The sequence below is a fragment of the Exiguobacterium sp. HSB13 genome (assembly GCF_056764755.1).
Genome location: NZ_JBUZOM010000001.1, coordinates 1184912 through 1205445, shown reverse-complemented (window position 1 = coordinate 1205445; position 20534 = coordinate 1184912). Strand labels below are relative to the sequence as shown.

The following is a 20534-nucleotide window of genomic DNA, read 5'->3' as shown; positions in this document are numbered from 1 at the left end:
CTCGACGGGTCGATTTCTTGTTTAGACTAGAGAATCGAGGAAATACGATGAATCATAATTTAGTGCAATTATTTGAAGAAGGGACCGTCGTCTTACCAAAACGATTGTTCACCGAGGCAAAACGGTTAGGCATCAGTTTTGTCGAGTTCACGTTGATTGGACAACTGTTTGCTTGTCGGGCGGAAGGCATGGAGATGCCGTCACCGGAAGAGTTAAGCAATCGACTCGGACTATCAGAGACGGAAACGATCGAGACGACTCTCGGTCTATTGCAAAAAGGATTACTGGCAATGGAAAACGTCAACGGGTCAGAACGTTATTCGCTTGTTCCGTTGTACGAAAAGCTGATGGCACCACCGGAACAGGAAACACCGAACTTTGATACGATCAATCCGTCCGTCTTCCAACAATTCGAACGGGAACTCGGGATGATGTCACCGTTTCAGATGGAGCAGATCATTCAGTGGTTGACGATCGAGAACATTTCGGAAGAACTGGTGCTTGCCGCACTTCGAGAAGCGGTCTATCATAATGTCCGTAAAATGACTTATATCAATCAAATTTTACGGACGTGGGAACGTGAAGGGATCAAGACGCTCGAGGATCTCGCAGGGCGGGGAGGTTGAGTAGATGTTACGAAAAGCAGAAATCGATCGGATTGAAGCAACGCTAGAAGAGATGTTTCCAGATGCATTTTGTGAGTTGATTCACCGTAATCCGTTTGAACTTGTCGTCGCGGTCGCACTCAGTGCACAAGCGACCGATGTGCTCGTCAATCAGGTGACGCCTGGATTATTCGCGGCGTATCCGGATCCTGCTTCGCTTGCTACGGCACCGGTCGAGGAAATCGAGGACAAAATCAAACGACTTGGATTATACCGGAATAAAGCAAAAAACATCAAGGCGCTTGCGGCACAACTCCTTACGCAACACGATGGAGAAGTCCCGACGGAACGCGCCGGGCTCGAAGCATTACCTGGCGTTGGACGTAAGACGGCGAACGTCGTCTTGTCTGTCGCCTTTGATGTCCCGGCATTTGCGGTCGATACACATGTCGAACGTGTCTCAAAACGCCTCGGGATCTGTCGCTGGAAGGATAATGTCACGCAGGTCGAAGCGACACTCATGCGTCGTTTCAAACGGGAGCGGTGGTCAAAGCTCCATCACCAATTCATCTTCTTTGGACGGTATCACTGCAAGGCACAACGTCCGAACTGTGAAGCGTGCCCGTTACTTGATATGTGTCGAGAGGGAAAAAAGCGGACAAAAGGACTAGCTACACTATAAAAAAAGTGGATCCAATGGGGATCCACTTTTTTTTTGCATATCATCCATTCCAAGGAGTATCGGACCATTCACGACGCTTTTTCGTGATCGGTACTTTTTTGAATCCCCAGTTTCGGAAATCTTGGTCCGGACTATCGCGTCGAATGTAAATCTTATCTTTGATGGCTTTAAAAATCCGGTTTTCGTCCCCATAATGGACAAACCGTGGTTTTACCTCGATGACACCACGACGGACGCGAGATAAAGGTAAGCAGACCAAGTCGGCAATCTCAAGACCAGATTGGTAGAGGTCGCTGTCTTTTTCAGCAAAGATGAAGCCTTTGATTTTTTGACGGCTTTTTTCGACGTCGAGATGGACCGTTCCCGAATTGAAGATATCGAAGAACGCCTTTTGAATGAGCAAGTTTTGATAATCATCACGGCTCTCAAGGACGACACGCGCACTCGTTGCTTCTGTCTCATCGAGGAAGGAATAAAACGACTTCATCAGATGGGCGAAAGCAACGACATACGGATCCTTCGGTGTCGAGAAGAAGTCTTGCAGCTTCTGTTTATCGACTTCGACGCTGACGATCGTACAATCGATATCAACTAAAAATTCCGGCAAGGCGATCCAGAAATGTCGTAACATATCGATCGTGATGCCATCTTCTTTACCGTACGGATGCTCAGCTTTTAAAATCTCTTTCAAATGAAGGGGAATATGTGGATCTTCAAAAACTTTTGCCTTAAAATCCATCAAACGTTGACGAAGCGGACTTGGTTCACCGGTCTCATCCGAATCGATGGCATATTTATATTCCATCAAGACACCCGTTAAGTTGAATTGTGTATTCCCTTTCGGTGTCCCAGTTTCGTCGACGAACATGATGTATTTCTTCGGGGCAGGGGTTGAATTCTTAGGAAATCCTTTGACGTCAACGCCTTTGACGTTCGATTGTACCCGTTTGTTCAAATGAATCTCCTCCAGTTGCACAATAATTACACAGTCTTTTCGAAAGAAATGCTCTTGATGCCACTTTACACGCTAGGCGGTTGAAAAGCTATAGCCTGATAAGTGAAACCGTAGAAACATTCCCTCGTATGATTAGGTGTTCGACTTAAGGAAGATAATTCCTGTTTTTTAATCGTTATTCTTCACCATTCATCAAGCGATCGATATATCGAACGGATTTAATTGTTTCATTGAAGCGCTTCAGACTCGTTTTTGGCTGAAATGCTTGGACGGAAATTTGCTTCAGTTGATCAACGGCGCTTTCGACCATGCTAGGTCGTAAGTAAGGACTATCTTGGGCATTCGTTTGCCACTGTGCAATCAGTTGATCCGCTCGTTCAACGAACGGTACGACGTCTCGATTGAAGTCATATTCGGTTCCGGCACGTCCTTCTTGATAAATACGTTCAATCTCTTGTAATAACGGTTCAATTGTCATTGGTTTTTAACTACTCCTCTCGGCCGATACGGTACAATCACATATCATGGTACAATAAACGCGATAGGAGGGGAATCGTTTTGAATTACCCGAATGGGAAAAAATTTCAAAAGCCACTCGAGTCGCATGGAACCCGAATCAAGAAGGCGCGATCAACCGATTCAACCTTTTCAAATCGAGGGATGACGCTCGAAAAATTATTGAATGAAAGTAATACGTTTTACTTGACCCATAATCGGGCAATCATTCACAAGAAACCCACTCCGTTACAAATCGTTCAAGTGGATTATCCGAAGCGGTCGGCAGCTGTCGTCAAGGAAGCCTATTTTAAGCAACCATCGACGACCGATTATAATGGTGTCTACCGTGGAAAATATATTGATTTCGAAGCGAAGGAGACGACGAACAAAACGTCCTTCCCGATAAAAAATTTTCACCCCCATCAAATCGCACACATGCGCCAATGTGTCGAACATGGAGGAATTTGTTTTGTCATCATTCGTTTCAGTCTGTATAATGTGCAATATGTGCTTTCAGTCGAGCACGTGTTCCCCTGGTGGGATCAGCTAGAAAGCGGACGAAAATCAATTCCGCTGACGGTCATTGAACGAGACGGTATCAAAGTCGAGACTGGCGCGTACCCTGCCATCGATTATTTAAAGGCAGTGGACGAACTATATTTCAATTCAGACACTTTTTGATTGAAGGAGAAGGATAGCATATGGAAAGAAGTCGTGTCGCACGTCGTGAAGAGACGAAGTCATCTGAGAAAAAGATGAAACGGACGAAACGTCCCCAAAAGAAAAAGTCAGGTGGAGGTTCCGGTGGAAAAGGACCACTTTGGAAAAAGTTATTGCTGATTGCTACTGGACTATTCATCGTCATGATGTTGGTCGGAGGCGGATTTGCCGCTTACGCGATTGCTACGGCACCTGAGCTCGATGAGACAGAACTTCGAGATGCTTTGCCATTGAAAATCTATGCGAGCAATAAGGAAGAGATTACGAAAGGCGGAACGAGTCGAGAATACGTATCAATCGATGAAGTACCGGAAGTCGTTAAAGACGCATTCATCTCGATTGAGGACCGTCGTTTCTATCAGCACAACGGAATCGATTTCCGTCGTCTGGGCGGAGCCATCATCGCGAACGTGACGGATGGTTTCGGATCGGAAGGAGCGTCGACGATCACACAACAGGTCGTCAAACAATCATTCCTTAGCTTCGATAAAACAGTCACGCGGAAAGTCCAAGAACAATGGCTCGCAATCCGCTTAGAGCAGGACTATACAAAAGATCAAATTTTAGAGATGTACTTGAACAAAAACTACTATGGTCAAAATTCGTTTGGGATTCAGACGGCTTCAAAAGCTTATTTCAATAAATCAGTTGATAAGTTGAATTATGCGGAAGCTGCGATGCTTGCAGGACTGCCACAACGTCCGACCGCATACGATCCAATTAAAGGAGATCCAAAACTTACGAAATGGCGTCAAACACAAGTTCTTGATGCGATGTTGACGACAGGCGTCATCTCACAAGCGCAACGCGACAAAGCGGTCAAACAACCGATCTCAAAATTAATCAATCCGGCGCCGAAGTCGACGAAGGATGAATCGTACGACAGCGTCATCTTCGATATGGTATCAAAAGAGTTAGAAGATGATTTTGGTTTAGAAGGAAAAGACATTTATGGTCAAGGGTTGAAGATCTATACATCGATCGATAAACCGATGCACGACTACATGAATGAAGCCATTAAAAAAGACCAAATCGTTCAGTTACCGGAATATGCGGAAACAGCTGCGACAGCGGTCAACACGCAATCAGGAGAAATCCTTGCGGTCGTGGATGGTAAAAATCCAGGTAAAGGAACGGCACGACGAAACTTTGCGAATGAACCGCATCAACCGGGATCGTCTGCAAAACCATTCTTCGCTTACGGACCAGCGATTGAAAATGATAAGTGGTCGACTGCGAAACAATTAACGGATAAACCAACAGAAGTCAACGGAAAAGAGATTGGAAACTACTATGATGGATACCGTGGCACGAATACGATTCGCCACTGGTTGAAAATATCAGCAAACACACCGGCCATCCAAACGTATCAAGAAATCGGCGGTGATTCAGTCGAGGCGTTCGCTGAAAAATCTGGCTTGAAAATGAAAGACGATGAGTCGATTTCGCCTGCGTATGCGATTGGTGGGATGAAACACGGTTTCAATACGACTCAGATGGCTGGAGCTTATGCCACACTCGGTAACGGTGGCGATTACATTAAACCACACGTTATCAAATCGATTGAGTACAGTGATGGATCGAAAATCAAATCACCGATCAAATCGAAAAAAGCGATGGAAGACTATACAGCGTATATGTTGACGGATATGCTACGTGACGTCTTAAAACCAGGTGGTACGTTCCCGAGTGCTGGATTGTCATTTGATGCAGCCGGTAAGACAGGAACAACGAATGCCTATAAAGATGTCTGGTTCGCAGGATATACATCTGATGTCTCAATCAGTGTCTGGACAGGAACGACGAAATCCGGAAACAACAACGGAGCCGGACTTAGCGGTCCGTATAACAGTACGATGGCACAGCAAATCTGGAAAGATTTCATCACGAAGACTCGTGATCGTACGCCGGCACCGTTTGAACAACCAAGTTCTGTCCTTAGTATCGGAAATGAATTGTACGTGAAAGGGACGAAGGAACCTGTCGTTGAAAAAAAGACAGTACCCGCTCCGACTGGATTACAAGCATCTTACGATGAAGACACAAAGAGCGGTGAACTGACTTGGAACTATAATGACGCCGCGCTTCGTGCCAATGGGTATGACGATGTATCGTTTGAAGTGACGATGACAGATGCTGACGGTGAAACATCAACGATTGGTACGAGCACGACGAATCGAATTGGCATCAATGGTTTGAAACCAGGACGGTCAACGTTCCAAGTCGTAGCGAAAGCGTCTGGCGAGGAATCTGGTCCGGTCTCGACGACGGTAACGGTTACCGATCCTGAAGCAGAAGAACCGACGACGGATGAACCAACGACGGATGAACCGACGACGGACGAACCAGCAACGGACGAACCGACGACGGACGAACCGACGACGGACGAACCGACGACGGACGAACCGACGACGGATGAACCAGCAACGGACGAACCGACGACGGATGAACCAGCGACGGACGAACCGACGACGGATGAACCAGCGACGGACGAACCGACAACGGATGAACCAACGACGGACGAACCAGCAACAGATGCACCGAATTCGAATGATGGAGCAAATACGCAAAACAATTCGAATGGTTCGACGGAACGAAACAACAATCCGAACAATCCGAATAACAGTGGAGATGACTCTGAAGATTAATAAAGGAGCATCACTTGTAAAGTAGACAAGACCAAAGGCGAGTAGTTCGTTCTTTGGTCTTGCCTCTTTTTTTGTATAATGAGAAGTGGAAGGAAGTGAAGGCATGCAAGCGAAACAAACGCTCGTTGCATTTCTCGAAGAATTGAAACAGGACCGCTCGTTCACGGAGCGGATTACGTATATGAAAACGATGGAAGCGACAGCTGGGCGCTATGTCGATTTTCCAGAACGACTACCGGAGCGTTTACGGCAAGCCCTTCGCACACGTGGGATTACGCAATTGTACCGTCATCAAGGGTTAGCGTTTGAACGTGTACAAGCGGGAGAGTCGACGGTCATCGTCACACCGACTGCCTCCGGAAAGACCTATTGTTTTAACTTACCGGTCTTATCGCACCTGCTTGAGCATCCGAATGCACGAGCATTGTATCTCTATCCGACAAAAGCCCTCGCACAAGATCAAAATAGTGAGTTACTTGAAATGATTGATCAATTAGAGGCGCCGATCCGATGTTTTACCTATGACGGAGATACGTCGCCGACGATTCGAACAAAAGTAAGAAAAGCCGGTAATATCGTCATCACGAATCCGGATATGCTACATTCCGGCATTTTGCCACACCATACGAAATGGATCGAACTATTTGAGAACTTAAAATATATCGTGATCGATGAGCTTCACACGTACCGCGGTGTCTTCGGCAGCCATGTCGCGAATGTCATTCGGCGATTACGACGGATTTGTCGGTATTACGGCAGTGATCCGGTCTTCATCATGACGAGTGCGACAATTGCCAATCCGCAGGAGCTGGCTGAACGGTTAACGGAGAAAAAAGTCGGTTTGATTGATGAGAACGGTGCGCCGACTGGTCGCAAACATTTTCTCGTCTATCAACCACCGATTGTCAACGCACAACTCGGCATTCGGCGTTCAGCGACGCTTGAGACAAAACAACTGGCGATGCGCTTCATCAAGAAAAAGTTCCAAACGATCGTCTTTGCGCGCTCCCGCGTCCGCGTTGAAGTCTTACTGACGTATCTACGTAGCATCTATCCGCATGAGCTTGGTCCTCGATCGATCGAAGGATACCGGGGCGGTTATTTGCCAAGTGAACGTCGCGATATCGAACGACGGTTACGTCAAGGAGAGATCACCGGTATCGTCTCGACGAACGCTCTCGAACTGGGTGTCGACATCGGTCAACTGCAAGTCTGTATCATGAATGGTTATCCGGGAACGATTGCTTCGCTATGGCAACAAGCAGGGCGCGCAGGGCGCCGTCAAGATGATGCGTTAATCATTCTTGTCGCTTCTTCCGGTATGCTCGATCAATATGTTGCAGAACGACCTGAGTTGTTCTTGAATCAATCCCCAGAGGCAGCCCGACTGGATCCGGATAATCTGATCATTGCCGTCGATCACGTCAAATGTGCAGCGTTTGAACTGCCTTTTACGAAAGGAGAATCATTTGGAACACTCGAGACGGAAGATATCCTCGAATACTTAGTCGAAGAGCGTGTCCTGCACGAACGCGGCGATCGGTTTTATTGGATGAACGATGCGTTTCCGGCTCATGGAATATCGCTTCGGTCGAGTGATCAAGAGAACGTCATCATCGTCGATCAGACCGAGGTACCGAATCGAGTCATCGGTGAAATGGATACGTTTAGTGCGATGACGTTGTTACATGACGAGGCCATTTATCTTCACGGAGCCGATCAATACCAAGTTGAGCATTTGGATTTTGAAGAGAAAAAAGCGTTCGTCCGTGCCGTGGACGTCGATTATTATACGGATGCTAATTTTTCAGTCGACCTTTCTGTGCTCGAAGAAGATGAACGATACGCAGAGGGAGAATATAGTGTTGCCCGTGGCGATGTCAGCGTTCGTGGGATGGCGACGATGTTCAAGAAAATTAAGTTCGGAACTCATGAGAATATCGGATCGGGTCCGATTCACCTACCGGAACGAGAAATTCATACGACGGGTGTCTGGTTCACTTTACCTGACCATGCACGCTCTTCGACAGAGCTCGAGCAAGTGTTAGAAGGGGTCGCGAATAGTCTACGGCGTGTTGCACCGCTTTATTTGATGTGTGATGCCAGTGATGTCTTCGTCGTGCCGCAAGTCAAAGCGACACACACACAACAACCTACCGTCTATCTGTATGATCGTTACCCTGGTGGAGTTGGACTTGCGCAGTCGATCTACAAGCAACGCGGTGTCATGTTACGTGCAGCACGGGATTCGATCGTTACGTGTCCTTGTCAGGACGGCTGTCCTGCTTGCATCGGTATGGTAGGTGTCGCAGATGAAAAAGAACGAACGATTCAGTTATTAGCAGAAATGGAGAAGGAACTATCATGAAAAATCGTCTTAGACGAATGCTGAAATCTACATCAGACGTCGCACCAGATGCTCCTGCGTCCTCCGCTTCTGAAGCGGAAATAGCGGAGACCACAGTCGGATGGACCGACGAGCAGCAGGCTTGGATTGATCGAGGGGCCGACATCTTGACGTTTGAAGAAGAGTGGATTGTTCGGATCGACAAACGGTATGCGTTAACGGACCGACATGGAGACCGAAGCTTTGCTGAAGTGTATGAGTCCTTACAGCTTCCTCATCCGCCACTTGCACTGGATGTTCCACTTGAGCAAGTCATTTTCTTTGATACGGAAACGACAGGATTACGAGGAACCGGAACGACGATCTTTTTACTCGGGTTCGCGCGCTTTGAGCAGGGTGGATTGCTGATGCGGCAATATTTCTTACCGCATCCGCACTTTGAAGCTGCCTTTTACCATCACTTCCTGCATGATATCGGAGATGATGTCCGCTTCGTGACCTATAACGGGAAAAGCTTTGATTGGCCGCAAATCAAGACACGTCATGTCTTCGTTCGGGAACGTGTTCCTCGTTTGCCGAAAGTCGGTCATCTTGATTTACTTCATGTTGCGCGACGGATCTTTAAAGGAATGTATGATTCCTATCGGTTGACAGCGATGGAAGAGCGGATCGGATTCGAACGGGAAGGGGATTTACCTGGATTTTTGGCACCCATGCATTACTTCCAGTACATCGAACACCAGCATCCGGATATCATGACAGGGGTCTTGCAACATCATCTGGATGATTGTTTGACGCTTGTCGGACTCTATGATGCATGCAACCGACTCGTCACACATCGAGCGGAGGCACCTTCTCCGATTCAAGAAAACATCGCGATTTGGCTGGCAGATCTCGGAATTCATGAAGGATCACACGCTCATTTTCAACAAGTCAAAGAACTATCCGCAGAAGGATGGTTGCGTCAAGGTTATTTGCATAAAAAAATGAAGAACTATGAACTAGCTCGAGATTGTTTCTTGAAGAGTAACAGTTATTTAGGGTATGTCGAACTTGCGAAGTGGGCAGAGCACATTGCAAAAGATCCAGTGCTTGCTTATGATTATACGGAACGAGCACGACAACACGTCGAGCGACATCATTGGTTGATTACTAAAAAAGAACGAATCTTGGCAGAGCTAGATCATCGAGGACGTCGGTTAAAAAGGAAGTGTGACGCGTGAAAGTTATCGCCATCACAGGTTACAAACCCAATGAACTAGGTATCTTTGATCAAAAACATCCTGGTATCCGGGTCTTAAAGGCAGCATATCGAGAGCGGATGATTCGCTTAATTGAGGATCGAGGTACAGAGTGGTTTATCACGAATGCCTCACCGGGTTGCGAAATCTGGGCATGCGAGGTCGTGCTTGAATTAAAGGAAGAGTATCCACATATTCGTCTCGGTATTCTTTTGCCGTTCTTGGAACAGGAAGCACGCTGGAAAGAGCCAGTTCAAGCGCAGTACCTCTCCATTCTTGAACAAGCTGACTTCGTCGAAGCAATCAGTCAGAAACCGTATACGGATCCATCGCAGTTACGCAATAAAACCGAGTTCATGATTCAAAAAAGCCAAGGATTATTGTCGGTTTTTGATGAAGAACATGGAGGATCGGCGAAATTTTTAGTAGAGCGTGCTAGAATAGAAATGGAACAATCCGATTATCAGTTGTTTTTAATTACACAAGATGATTTATCTTGGCTCGAACAAGAATTACAATACAATGATCAGTGGGAGTGAAGAGGATGTATAAGCCATTGTTGACAGCGGACGATATTTACAAAAAGGAATTCAAAACCGGCCTCCGTGGCTATGTCATCGAGGATGTCGATGGATACTTGGATCAAATCATTAAGGATTATGAAGGATTCGAACGTGAGATCGAACGTCTGAAGAAAGAGAACGAGGCGTTAAAACAAGCACCAGCACAACCGGTAAAACGTGAAGAACGCCGCGTCGAACAAGCGGAGCCACAAGTATCAAGTTCATCGAACTATGACATGTTACGTCGTATTTCGAATCTAGAGAAGGCCGTTTTCGGACGTCCGCACCAAGATTGACGCATCAAAAAAGACATTTCTGTCAAATCAGAAGTGTCTTTTTTATTTCCTTCTTTTTGAAAGAATCGTCATCTGAACGAAAACGGTGTTAAGATAACTAATAATACATACTACAAAGGATGATGAACCATGTTACAAGTCATGACTGCTTCTGTTCCTGAACCACCGCGCCGTCGTTTTTTTGCAAATAAACAAGTGAGTACGACGACGAGTGAAACGGATGCACTCTGTAATGAAATCCGTCATGTTTGTCGTTTTGATTGGATGTTGTTTGATCGGATTCGTCTTTCTGACACGATTGTCATTCCTTTTGCACTGATTGGTCCAAAAGGATTGTTCCTCGTGTTACAAAACGATGCGGTCGTAGAATGGATGACGGAGGAATCTTGTCATATCATGGATTCTGAGCATGGAAGAAAAGTGTTTGAACCTCATCCAATCAATCAGTCGAAAAAAATCGTTCAAGCGGTTCGAAAAACGCTAAAAGAACAAGGGATCATCATTCCGATTCATGGCATCACACTTTTTCCGAATGCACCACAGATGCGAACGGAACGAATTAAATTCCCGACGGGGCATAGCTTCAAGGATGTGCGGGCGTTCATCGTCTCAAAAAAATCCTCCCCTGTTCTAGAGCAAGAACGAAAACAAGTTGCATTTTATCTTGCACAGCAGCAGGAATGAACAAAGGCAGTGAAGCGCTCGCTTCACTGCCTTTTCATTTGAATTCATCGTCTTGGTCGAGAAGCAAGAATGTCTTCAGCTTGATCCAAGTCTTCTTTCAAGACATACACCGCTACGCGATCATCCAAGTCTTTACTGAAACGCCGGAATAAAAACGAAGTCTTGACGCCGCGTTCGACTCGAATGTCTAAGTCAGCTGCTTCAAGTCGAGCAGCATCCTTTAATAAATCTTCTCCTTTTTCACCAAATGCTTCCCCAATCAGTGACCATCGAAGATTTTCCTTCGTTCGTCTACTGACGATGACGAGAAATGCAATGACTAAAAGAATGATTAAAACCGTTCGTACTAGCTGTATATCCATCTTTGCCTTCACCTCACCTACTATCATACCGAGTTAACGCGCATAAAGTAAACGTTCAACATAGCGGGCGAATGATTTACTTTTCAAACCTTGTTGGCGATACGCGATATAACCGTCAGGGCGAATCAAATATAATCCGGATTGCTTGATGCCAAAGCGTCGTGCAAGTTCACCGCCTTGATCGACGACACCATCCTCTTTAAGGGATTGATGGATCGGTACCGTCTCAAATAGATCGGGATAGGTATAGGCGAGTTCCTTGAATGGCTCAAGAAGATCATCGGTTGCGTTTTTTGGTAAGAACAGCAGCAATAAGAAATTCCGATCGGCACGACGTAACAATAGTTCGTTCTTTTTGGTCCGCGGGTGGACGACTTCACTGTAAGGCATCGGTTCACCTGGTTTTGGTGTCAATGGACTAAAGTGTCCTTGTGTGACGAAGGTCGAACTCGCTGGGTAGTGGCTGTTGAGCTGAGCAATCCGGTTCGTCACGAAATGATGTAAGGGTGCGATTTTGAGACTATTCCGAATGACTTTTTCCTGCAAGGGTAATAAAAAGGGAATGTTGATTTGCAGGAGTTCCGTCGCAAGATTTGTTGATCGTAAGATCCCTTGTGCCGCTTCTCGACGTTCGACGCTGTAAGAATCAAGTAATGGAAAACTCGCCTTGAACTGATGGACACACCATAGTTTCCAAGCGAGGTTCATCGCATCAGCAATTCCGGTGTTCATTCCTTGACCACCGACGGGTGAATTAATGTGTGCGGCATCCCCAATCAAATAAATCCGATGGTGACCAAATTTCTCGATAATCCGGTTATGGACACGGAACATCGAATACCAATGGACTTTTTTTAGCTCAAACGGTACTTTGGCTCGATTTTGTAAAAAATCATCAATCGCTTTATGGTCGGTCGGAACAGGTCCGCTCGTTAGATTACCAGTAATACGGAACAAGTTCGACTGGAGAGGAAACGACTCGATGACGCCATGATCAGAGAAGAAGATATGAACCTCTTCAGAAGAGAGTGGCCAGTCGACCTCGATGTCAGCCAGTGCCCACGATTCTTTAAACGACTTCCCGCTGAATGGAAGCCCGAGCTCACGACGGACGAAACTGTTCGCACCATCTGCTCCGATGATGAAGGAAGCATCGACCGTCTCTGTTTCCCCTTTATGTTGTAAGGAAGCAGTAACAAAAGTCGGGAATTGAGCAAACCCCGTCAATTCCGTCTCTCGTTCCACTGCATGACCGTAAGTGGCGAGTTGCGCTTCAAGAATCCGTTCTGTCTCACTTTGAGGTAACAGCGTGACGAACGGAAAGGGTGTATTCAAATCAGTAAAATCAAGTTTTGCCTGCCATGCACCATTGACATAGAGGTTTCCTTGATTGATTTTAATCGCATTCTCCATCAAGTCTTCTGCGACACCAAGCCTTGCGAACAACTCTAGAGAACGCGCTTGAATCCCGATTGCTTTTGAGACGACGGATGGTCCGCTTGCACGTTCGACGATGCGAAAGGATAATCCATAGCGTGAGAGTGCGAGTGCGAGTGTTAAACCGGTTGGTCCGGCACCGATAATGAGGACATCTAATTTTTTATTCACGGATAACCCCCCTTAATTTACATCTTAGCCAAAACTCGTTACCATTAAACTATTGATGACACGCTTGACGTGTGAAAGGATGAAATTTGTGAACGAACAACTTTTTACGACAGAACGATTGATTGCGAATTTTAAGGAATATATCCGTCAGAATGAGGCACATCTGACGAAACGACATGCGTTAAACGCCTATTACAAGACGGTAGCAGGATCGATTTTATCGGACCGGATTGCTAAAAATGCGGATCTCATCGTTCGTATGCGCCATCTGGAAGAGGCGTACCAACACGTTGCACAAGAAGGGCGATGAAACAGGTGAACTTAGCCGATATCCGAAAGCATTACGTAGATTCTGAAGAACGTTTACCTCGTCATGCGGCAGCTGTACTCGTTCCGTTAGTCGAGCAGGATGACGAAGTCTATTTGTTATTTCAAGTACGCGCCAAGACATTACGTTCGCAACCAGGTGAAATCGCTTTTCCGGGTGGTCGGATCGATGGCGGTGAATTACCGAAAGCAGCAGCCGTCCGCGAAACGGTCGAAGAATTAAATGTCAGTGCTTCTGAGATCGAAGTGATTGGAACGCTTGAACCACTCGTGACACCGAACCGGTCGATCATTTACCCGTATCTTGGTATTCTCCATGCGACAGACTTTAATCCTTCGCCGGCCGAAGTCGATCATGTCTTTCTCGTGTCATTAACGGAATTGATGACTTCGAAGCCGATCAAAGGAGATATGGAGTGGCGGATTCGCCCTGGTAAGGAAGTGCCAACCGAACGCATGGCGAATCGAGAAGCCTATCTGGATCGTACGTATACAGTCACGGAGCACTTTTATGAGCACGGGGATTATCTGATTTGGGGATTAACCGCTAAAATCTTGCGCCAGTTCTTAGCTCAATTGACGCGTGACTAGCTTTTTCGGTCGTTATTTTATATGATTAACTGTAATTGAACGTGTCAGGAGATGAGTCAAATGGAAGAAACAGAAGAGTTATTCGATTATATCGTTGGCGATATGGTAAAAACGAAAGAAGGCTGGGTAGCGGAAGTAACGGCAGTATTGACAAATACGGTCGTTGGTGATGTATCCCACACGAAAAACTTTGAGGCACTCGGCTTAGAGTTTGAAAAACAAGTCTTATTAAAGTCAGAGATCGAATTGTTAGAACGTAAAACAAAATAATACATGAAAGCACACCACATAATTGGTTTGCTCAGACTTAAGACAAAGCGTAATTTTTCTCTTAACGAGAAAGATTGCGCTTTTTTGTTCATCTCGAATCGTTTTCCTGGGACAAGCATTGCGCCGCTTCATTTCGTTGCAGGGTCGCTCCTGCTTGTTTTTCCCTAGGAAGCGATTTCGAGTGAACAAAACGCTTCTCCCCTCTTTCTTTCGGTATAAAAAAGTAGAAACGAAGAAGGAGGAGGACTTTCAATGATGGGTAAGAAAGATCACCATCATATTGGAACAACTGGTTCCGCAGGACCATCTTGTTTGCAAACTCAGCACACCACATGTGGGTGTGTTTTTTTATGTTCATTCAGCGATCTGAATAATAATAAAATCCTATATTCTTATATTCTTTAAAAAATTGGACAAAATGACTGAAAACATCGAAAAGATACATTTATTACAAAAGAGTAACAAGAGTTAATTCGTAACAGAACGGTTACAAAATATAAAAACGTTGATACACAACGATTGAGAGCGTTTTTTGTAAGCGTGTAACCATTTCGTTACTTTTTGACAGATATATTTCAATTCATAGTGTTCGCTTTTCAAACTATTTGTCACCGTGATACGTTGTGCGGGTCGTAAAACGGCGAGAAAGGTTGGCATCAACATGAAACGAACATCATTCCTTTTATCCCTTTGTTTAGCGGGATTCATATTTATTCTTTTGCCGCATCATGAAGCGTCGGCAGCACAAATCGGGATCGGTACGGAGAAAACAATCGTACAAAATCCATTAGAGATGAAACGTCAAGCTGCTCAAGAGAAGCGTGAACAAGCAGAGGCGAAAAAACAAGCGCGTCTAAAAGCCTTGGCTAAGCAAAAAGCAGAAGCAGAGCAAAAAGCAAAAGCAGCGCAAGAAGCCAAAAAGGAAGCACAACAGGTAAAGAAACACAGTCGAACACAAGCAAACGCTGACCGTTCCACAAAGCGTACGGAAACATTTGAGACGACAGCGTATACGACGAATCCAGAAAACAATGGAAGCCGCTTGTATAATGGTCGTGCCTTAACGGCATCAGGTTATGACGTCACAAATACGATTACATACGAAGGACGTCGCATTGTTGCTGTCGATCCATCGGTCGTACCGCTTGGAACTAAGGTACATGTAGAAGGTTTCGGCGATGCGATTGCGCTCGATACAGGTGGTGCGATTCGCGGAAAAATCATGGATCTTCTTGTCGGTTCAAAACAAGAAGCCTTAGAATGGGGTCGCCGTCAAGTCACGGTGACGTTCGAATAAGAGAAGTATACGATTAGGCGGTGGATAGTTTCCATCGTCTTTTTTGTTTTGATAAAGAATTAAAAACTTGCCTGTTCGATAATGGATTTAGAAAACAGGGAAAAGAGTGGATGGAATAGGTTTTGGAATGTCCAAGAAAGGGGAATTTTACAAAGATAATAAACCGGGAAACGAGGGATGGTTCGTGATTGAATTCAAGGATGTCGGCAAAACGTATGCAGACGGAACAAAGGCAGTGCAACATGTGAATTTTACAGTTGAACAAGGCGAGATTTTTTGTTTGATTGGTCCTTCAGGATGCGGTAAAACTACAACGATGAAAATGGTCAATCGATTGATTGATCATACGGAAGGGCAAATTTGGATTGATGGTGAACCGATCATGTCGATCAATGAACATGAACTGCGTCGGCGAATTGGCTATGTCTTACAACAGATTGCCCTTTTTCCACACATGACGATTGAGGAGAACGTTAGCGTCGTACCTGAGTTATTAAAGTGGGATAAAGAGAAAGTGGTACAACGAGTCGATGAATTATTTCGGTTAACTGGGTTGAACACCTCACTTAAGAAAAAATATCCAAGCGAACTCTCTGGGGGACAACAACAACGGGTCGGGGTTATGCGGGCACTCGCAGCAGAACAAGACGTCATCTTGATGGATGAACCATTTTCTGCTCTTGATCCCATTTCACGGGAACAATTACAAAATGATTTGTTGCATCTAAACGAAGAGCTTGGTAAAACAATTTTGTTCGTCACGCACGATATGAACGAAGCGTTAAAACTAGGCAGTCGCATCTGTCTGATGAACGCTGGAGAGATCGCTTTCATCGGTACGAAGGAAGAGGTACTAGCAAGTAACGATCCGTTCGTTCAAGAATTCATGCGTCAAGTCAGGGGGAATATCGAATGAACGGATTGCTTGAGACGTATCAGGACCGAAAAAGCGAACTGCTTCAAGCGTTGATCGAACATATCCAATTATCTGTCATCTCCTTGCTCATTGCATGTGTTATCGCTATTCCGCTTGGGATTTACTTATCACGTAACAAACGTCTGAGTGAGTGGTCGATTGGTGTGACCTCAGTCATCCAAACGATTCCATCACTCGCATTACTTGGTTTGATGATACCGCTTGTCGGGATTGGTACAGTACCGTCGATCATTGCACTTGTCTTATATTCTTTATTACCGATTGTTCGAAACACTTATACAGGGCTTGCCGAAGTCGATCCCTCGATTAAGGAAGCGGCACGCGCATGTGGGATGACTCCGATGCAAAGTTTATGGAAAGTCGAACTTCCATTAGCACTACCTGTCATGATGGCGGGTATACGGACCGCGATGGTACTGATCATTGGTACAGCAACGATTGCGGCCTTGATTGGTGCTGGAGGATTAGGCTCCATCATTCTCCTTGGAATCGACCGTAACGATAACTATCTATTGTTGCTTGGTGCGATTCCAGCAGCACTGCTCGCCCTTCTATTTGATGGCTTATTACGTCAAACGGAAGTCGCAACTCGTAAACGACAAACAGCCCGTCTCGTAACAGCAGTCGTATTGATGGTCGCGATTGTCGCCGCACCTTTTGCCTTTGGTCGCAGTGAACGACCGGATCTCGTCGTTGCTGGAAAATTAGGTGTAGAACCTGAAATCCTGATGAATATGTATAAAATCGTCATTGAAGATGAAACAGATTTGATGGTTCAAGTTAAACCAAACTTTGGGAAGACGACATTCGTCTACAAGGCACTCGAGTCAGGTGATATCGACGCATATCCTGAATTTACGGGAACGGTACTCGCTAGTTTGACGAATGAAAAACCGAAGTCAAACGATGCAAAAGAAGTGTATGAACAAGCCAAAGCCGGTCTTGAAAAACAAGAATTAGCCTTGCTACCACCTATGAACTATAACAACACTTATGCTGTAGCCGTTCCGAAGAAATTAGCTGAACGATATGATCTGAAGACGATTTCTGACTTGAAACAGGTCGCGAATCAGTTAACAGCCGGCTTCACGTTAGAATTCAAGGATCGCCAAGATGGGTATAAAGGCATTCAAGAAAAATATGACGTCAATTTCAAAGAAGTCGTTACGATGGAACCGAAGTTGCGCTATAAAGCAATCGAATCAGGTGAAATCGATGTCATTGATGCTTACTCAACGGATCCAGAAATCGCGAAATACGACATGGTGGTCCTAAAAGACGACCAGCAATTATTCCCACCGTACGAAGGGGCTCCTCTTCTGCGTCAAGAGACGATTGAAGAATATCCAGAAGTAAAACAGGCACTCGAACAATTATCAGGTAAAATTTCTGATGAAGAGATGTCCAAAATGAATGAAGCGGTCGCATATGGTGGGAAAACAGCGAATGAAGTCGCTCGTGATTATCTGAAGAAAGAAGGCATCATTCAATGAAGCTATTACTGATCAGTAATCCAACAGCGGGCACGAATGGTACGGGATTACTTGGAGAAGTCATCGAACCGTTAAGTACATTGTTCGATGAAATCGTCATTAAAAATACGAAACAAGCCGGCGATGCGATGCATTTTGCGGAAGAATCATCTTCGTTTGATGCCGTCGTCGTCATTGGTGGAGATGGAACGGTCTTTGAAACAATCAACGGCGTCGCAAAACTAGACGAGCGACCAATTCTTGGGATCATTCCTGGAGGTACTTGTAATGATTTCGCACGAACACTCGGGTTGCCGATGGCTCCGCGCCTTGCCGCGGAAGCGATTGCGATGCAACATGTCGTTCAAGTCGATCTCGGACAAGTCGAAGATAGCTATTTCTTGAATTTCCTTGGCGTCGGTCTTGTCGCAGAAGCATCAATTGGAATCGATACGGAAGAAAAAGCACGTCTTGGTAAGATGGGTTATTATCTATCGACGATTCGTTCGAGTCTAGAAGCAAAACCATTTGAATATGAATTAATCTTAGACGAAGGTCGTCATATGACAGGCGAAGCGGTACTAATTCTTGCGGCAAATGGAGAATCGCTCGGTGGAATCGAAACAAACTTGTCAGATGGAGCATATAACGATGGGAAACTTGATTTAGTCATCGTCGACGAAGTAAACTTGACGACTATTCGTGATGTGATCCTTCAAAAAATCGGTCTTGCCAATGATCCTTCCTTTACGCATATCTTGACAAGTGGTTTTAAGTTGAAAACGAAAGATGCAAAAGTCATTGATACAGATGGTGAAAAAGCGATTCATACACCAGTGACAGTCAAAGTATTACCAGAGTATCTCCGAATGTATGGAGGAACTCTATAATAAAATTGGAAGGAAGAGAAGGTCGTAAAAGTATACGATCTTCTCTTTTTTGATGCTTATTCAACACACGTATGCGGTTATGCTTTGACGCTTTAAAGAAAATATTTGATAAAGGATGACTTTCACGGATTCTTTCTGTACAATGAAAAAGTATTTTGAAAAGGAGGTGGAGCACCATGAAAGGAAACGCATGGGCTTCAAAAGTTGGATTTATTTTAGCAGCAGCGGGATCCGCCATTGGTCTGGGGGCCATTTGGAAATTTCCGTACACGACTGGAACGAACGGAGGAGGCGCGTTTTTACTCTTATTCCTCGTGTTTACCTTACTGCTTGGACTGCCTGTCTTGATTGCCGAATTTTTAATCGGTCGAACGAGCGGGAAAACAGCACTTCGAGCATTCTCGGAGCTTGGCCATAAGAAGTTCACGTTCATTGGTGTCCTTGGTGTCATCGCATGTTTCTTGTTGCTCTCTTTCTACAGCGTCATTGGTGGATGGGTATTGATTTATACCATTCTAGGGTTTACTGGTCGTTTAACGACGATGGACAGTGGTGCGCTTGGTGAACTGTTCGGCACGATTTCTGCCTCACCGCTCTATGTCATTTCAGGACAATTGATTTTCCTCGCATTGACGTGTTGGATCGTCTTACGCGGAGTTCAATCTGGTATTGAAAAAATGAGTAAAATCATGATGCCTTTATTATTTGTTTGTTTCATTGTTCTTGTTGTCCGTTCTTTGACACTCGATGGTGCAATGGAAGGTGTTAAATTCTTCATACAGCCTGATTTCTCGGTCCTGAATCGAACATCAGTGCTCAGTGCACTCGGTCAAGCGTTCTTCTCACTATCGCTCGGTGTATCAGCGATGCTGACATACGCTTCCTATATGAAGGAACGTGGAGAGATTAATCGTTCTGCAGCTTGGATCGTTACAATGAATGTCGCTGTCTCGTTACTCGCAGGATTTGCGATTTTCCCAGCAGTTTTTGCTTCAGGTCTTGATCCAGCAGAAGGACCAGCGTTACTCTTTATCGTCTTACCAACAGTCTTCAGCCAAATTCAGTTTGGTTCAGTCTTCTTGACGTTGTTTTTCCTTTTATTCGCTTTCGCATCGATCACGTCATCGATCGCGATGCTTGAAGTCGTTGTTGCTTCCTTAACGGATCGTAAAGAAAACGCGACGATGCGTGATAAAAAACGGACGACATGGCTTGCGACACTAGCGATTGCAATCGTCGGGATTCCGTCCGCGCTTTCGTTCGGAATCTTAGGTGATGCACAGTTCATGGGAAAAACGTTCTTTGATAGCGTTGATTTCCTAGTCTCGAATATTTTAATGCCAATCGGTGCATTATTAATTTCGATTTTTGCTGGCTTTAAGTTAGACCGTGCACTTGTCGAACAAGAATTGGTTACTAGCCCAATGATGAAAAAAATGGTCCCAATCTGGCGACTGAGTGTATGTTACCTAAGTCCAATCGCGATCCTCATTATTCTTGTTTGGCCGTTGTTCGGATAATAAATGAAGTATTCTCCATAA

Annotated in this window: 21 protein-coding genes; 17 read left to right on the top strand and 4 right to left on the bottom strand. The window is 45.3% G+C overall.

Annotated elements, in window-relative coordinates:
- Nucleotides 1–47 precede the first annotated feature (47 nt).
- Nucleotides 48–626: a DnaD domain-containing protein gene (locus ACZGCQ_RS06580; protein ID WP_029341990.1), complete on the top strand. Its 579-nt coding sequence runs from the start codon at nt 48–50 to the stop codon at nt 624–626.
- Nucleotides 627–630: 4 nt separating this feature from the next.
- Nucleotides 631–1287: an endonuclease III gene (nth, locus tag ACZGCQ_RS06575; RefSeq protein WP_069940824.1), complete on the top strand. Its 657-nt coding sequence runs from the start codon at nt 631–633 to the stop codon at nt 1285–1287.
- A 40-nt stretch (nt 1288–1327) separates the two neighbouring features.
- On the opposite strand, the gene ACZGCQ_RS06570 is transcribed toward nth, so the two are convergent.
- Both ACZGCQ_RS06570 and ACZGCQ_RS06565 read right to left on the bottom strand, forming a co-directional pair.
- Nucleotides 1328–2242 carry a DUF3800 domain-containing protein gene (locus tag ACZGCQ_RS06570; protein ID WP_023468614.1) on the bottom strand — a complete coding sequence of 305 codons (915 nt, stop codon included), beginning with the start codon at nt 2240–2242 and terminating at the stop codon, nt 1328–1330.
- A 175-nt stretch (nt 2243–2417) separates the two neighbouring features.
- Nucleotides 2418–2720, bottom strand: a complete 303-nt coding sequence (locus ACZGCQ_RS06565; RefSeq protein ID WP_023468613.1) for a DUF1798 family protein — start codon at nt 2718–2720, stop codon at nt 2418–2420.
- 74 nt (nt 2721–2794) lie between these two features.
- Between ACZGCQ_RS06565 and recU the strand changes: the two genes are divergently transcribed.
- From recU to ACZGCQ_RS06530, 7 genes are all read left to right on the top strand, one after another.
- Nucleotides 2795–3421 carry a Holliday junction resolvase RecU gene (gene recU, locus ACZGCQ_RS06560; RefSeq protein WP_035396916.1) on the top strand — a complete coding sequence of 209 codons (627 nt, stop codon included), beginning with the start codon at nt 2795–2797 and terminating at the stop codon, nt 3419–3421.
- Between the two features lie 20 nt (nt 3422–3441).
- Nucleotides 3442–6108 carry a PBP1A family penicillin-binding protein gene (locus tag ACZGCQ_RS06555; protein WP_481265902.1) on the top strand — a complete coding sequence of 889 codons (2667 nt, stop codon included), beginning with the start codon at nt 3442–3444 and terminating at the stop codon, nt 6106–6108.
- Between the two features lie 103 nt (nt 6109–6211).
- Nucleotides 6212–8476: a DEAD/DEAH box helicase gene (locus ACZGCQ_RS06550; protein WP_481265901.1), complete on the top strand. Its 2265-nt coding sequence runs from the start codon at nt 6212–6214 to the stop codon at nt 8474–8476.
- A complete protein-coding gene (locus ACZGCQ_RS06545; protein WP_481265900.1) occupies nt 8473–9678 on the top strand; it encodes a ribonuclease H-like domain-containing protein in 1206 nt (401 codons plus the stop codon). The genes ACZGCQ_RS06550 and ACZGCQ_RS06545 overlap by 4 nt, the downstream gene beginning before the upstream one ends.
- On the top strand, nt 9675–10235 hold the full coding sequence (locus tag ACZGCQ_RS06540; protein ID WP_029341984.1) for an SLOG family protein: 561 nt from the start codon (nt 9675–9677) through the stop codon (nt 10233–10235). Before ACZGCQ_RS06545 ends, ACZGCQ_RS06540 begins: the two co-directional genes overlap by 4 nt.
- Before the next feature lie 5 nt (nt 10236–10240).
- Nucleotides 10241–10555: a cell division regulator GpsB gene (gpsB, locus tag ACZGCQ_RS06535; RefSeq protein ID WP_023468607.1), complete on the top strand. Its 315-nt coding sequence runs from the start codon at nt 10241–10243 to the stop codon at nt 10553–10555.
- Nucleotides 10556–10684: 129 nt separating this feature from the next.
- Nucleotides 10685–11239 carry a nuclease-related domain-containing protein gene (locus ACZGCQ_RS06530; RefSeq protein WP_029341983.1) on the top strand — a complete coding sequence of 185 codons (555 nt, stop codon included), beginning with the start codon at nt 10685–10687 and terminating at the stop codon, nt 11237–11239.
- 44 nt (nt 11240–11283) lie between these two features.
- Here the strand turns inward: ACZGCQ_RS06530 and ACZGCQ_RS06525 are convergent, their stop codons facing one another.
- Both ACZGCQ_RS06525 and ACZGCQ_RS06520 read right to left on the bottom strand, forming a co-directional pair.
- Nucleotides 11284–11601 (bottom strand): hypothetical protein, encoded by a 318-nt coding sequence (locus tag ACZGCQ_RS06525; protein WP_029341982.1) that lies wholly within the window; start codon nt 11599–11601, stop codon nt 11284–11286.
- 33 nt (nt 11602–11634) lie between these two features.
- A complete protein-coding gene (locus tag ACZGCQ_RS06520) occupies nt 11635–13209 on the bottom strand; it encodes an FAD-dependent monooxygenase (RefSeq protein WP_029341981.1) in 1575 nt (524 codons plus the stop codon).
- An 88-nt stretch (nt 13210–13297) separates the two neighbouring features.
- Between ACZGCQ_RS06520 and yvfG the strand changes: the two genes are divergently transcribed.
- The 8 genes from yvfG (at nt 13298) to ACZGCQ_RS06480 (ending at nt 20513) form a co-directional block, all read left to right on the top strand.
- Entirely contained in the window at nt 13298–13519 is a 222-nt protein-coding gene (gene yvfG / locus ACZGCQ_RS06515) for a protein YvfG (RefSeq protein ID WP_023468603.1), read from the top strand.
- The gene (locus ACZGCQ_RS06510; RefSeq protein ID WP_481265899.1) at nt 13516–14127 is read left to right on the top strand and encodes an NUDIX hydrolase; all 612 of its coding nucleotides are present in this window, start codon (nt 13516–13518) and stop codon (nt 14125–14127) included. Before yvfG ends, ACZGCQ_RS06510 begins: the two co-directional genes overlap by 4 nt.
- Nucleotides 14128–14187: 60 nt before the next feature.
- Nucleotides 14188–14397 (top strand): hypothetical protein, encoded by a 210-nt coding sequence (locus ACZGCQ_RS06505; protein WP_023468601.1) that lies wholly within the window; start codon nt 14188–14190, stop codon nt 14395–14397.
- A 661-nt stretch (nt 14398–15058) separates the two neighbouring features.
- A complete protein-coding gene (locus ACZGCQ_RS06500) occupies nt 15059–15694 on the top strand; it encodes a 3D domain-containing protein (RefSeq protein ID WP_481265898.1) in 636 nt (211 codons plus the stop codon).
- Nucleotides 15695–15878: 184 nt separating this feature from the next.
- The gene (locus ACZGCQ_RS06495; RefSeq protein WP_029341975.1) at nt 15879–16610 is read left to right on the top strand and encodes an ABC transporter ATP-binding protein; all 732 of its coding nucleotides are present in this window, start codon (nt 15879–15881) and stop codon (nt 16608–16610) included.
- The gene (locus ACZGCQ_RS06490) at nt 16607–18124 is read left to right on the top strand and encodes an ABC transporter permease/substrate-binding protein (RefSeq protein WP_481265897.1); all 1518 of its coding nucleotides are present in this window, start codon (nt 16607–16609) and stop codon (nt 18122–18124) included. Before ACZGCQ_RS06495 ends, ACZGCQ_RS06490 begins: the two co-directional genes overlap by 4 nt.
- Complete coding sequence (locus tag ACZGCQ_RS06485) at nt 18121–18993, top strand: diacylglycerol/lipid kinase family protein (protein WP_481265896.1); 873 nt, start codon at nt 18121–18123, stop codon at nt 18991–18993. Before ACZGCQ_RS06490 ends, ACZGCQ_RS06485 begins: the two co-directional genes overlap by 4 nt.
- A gap of 176 nt (nt 18994–19169) precedes the next feature.
- Nucleotides 19170–20513: a sodium-dependent transporter gene (locus tag ACZGCQ_RS06480; protein WP_481265895.1), complete on the top strand. Its 1344-nt coding sequence runs from the start codon at nt 19170–19172 to the stop codon at nt 20511–20513.
- The last annotated feature ends 21 nt before the right edge of the window (nt 20514–20534 follow it).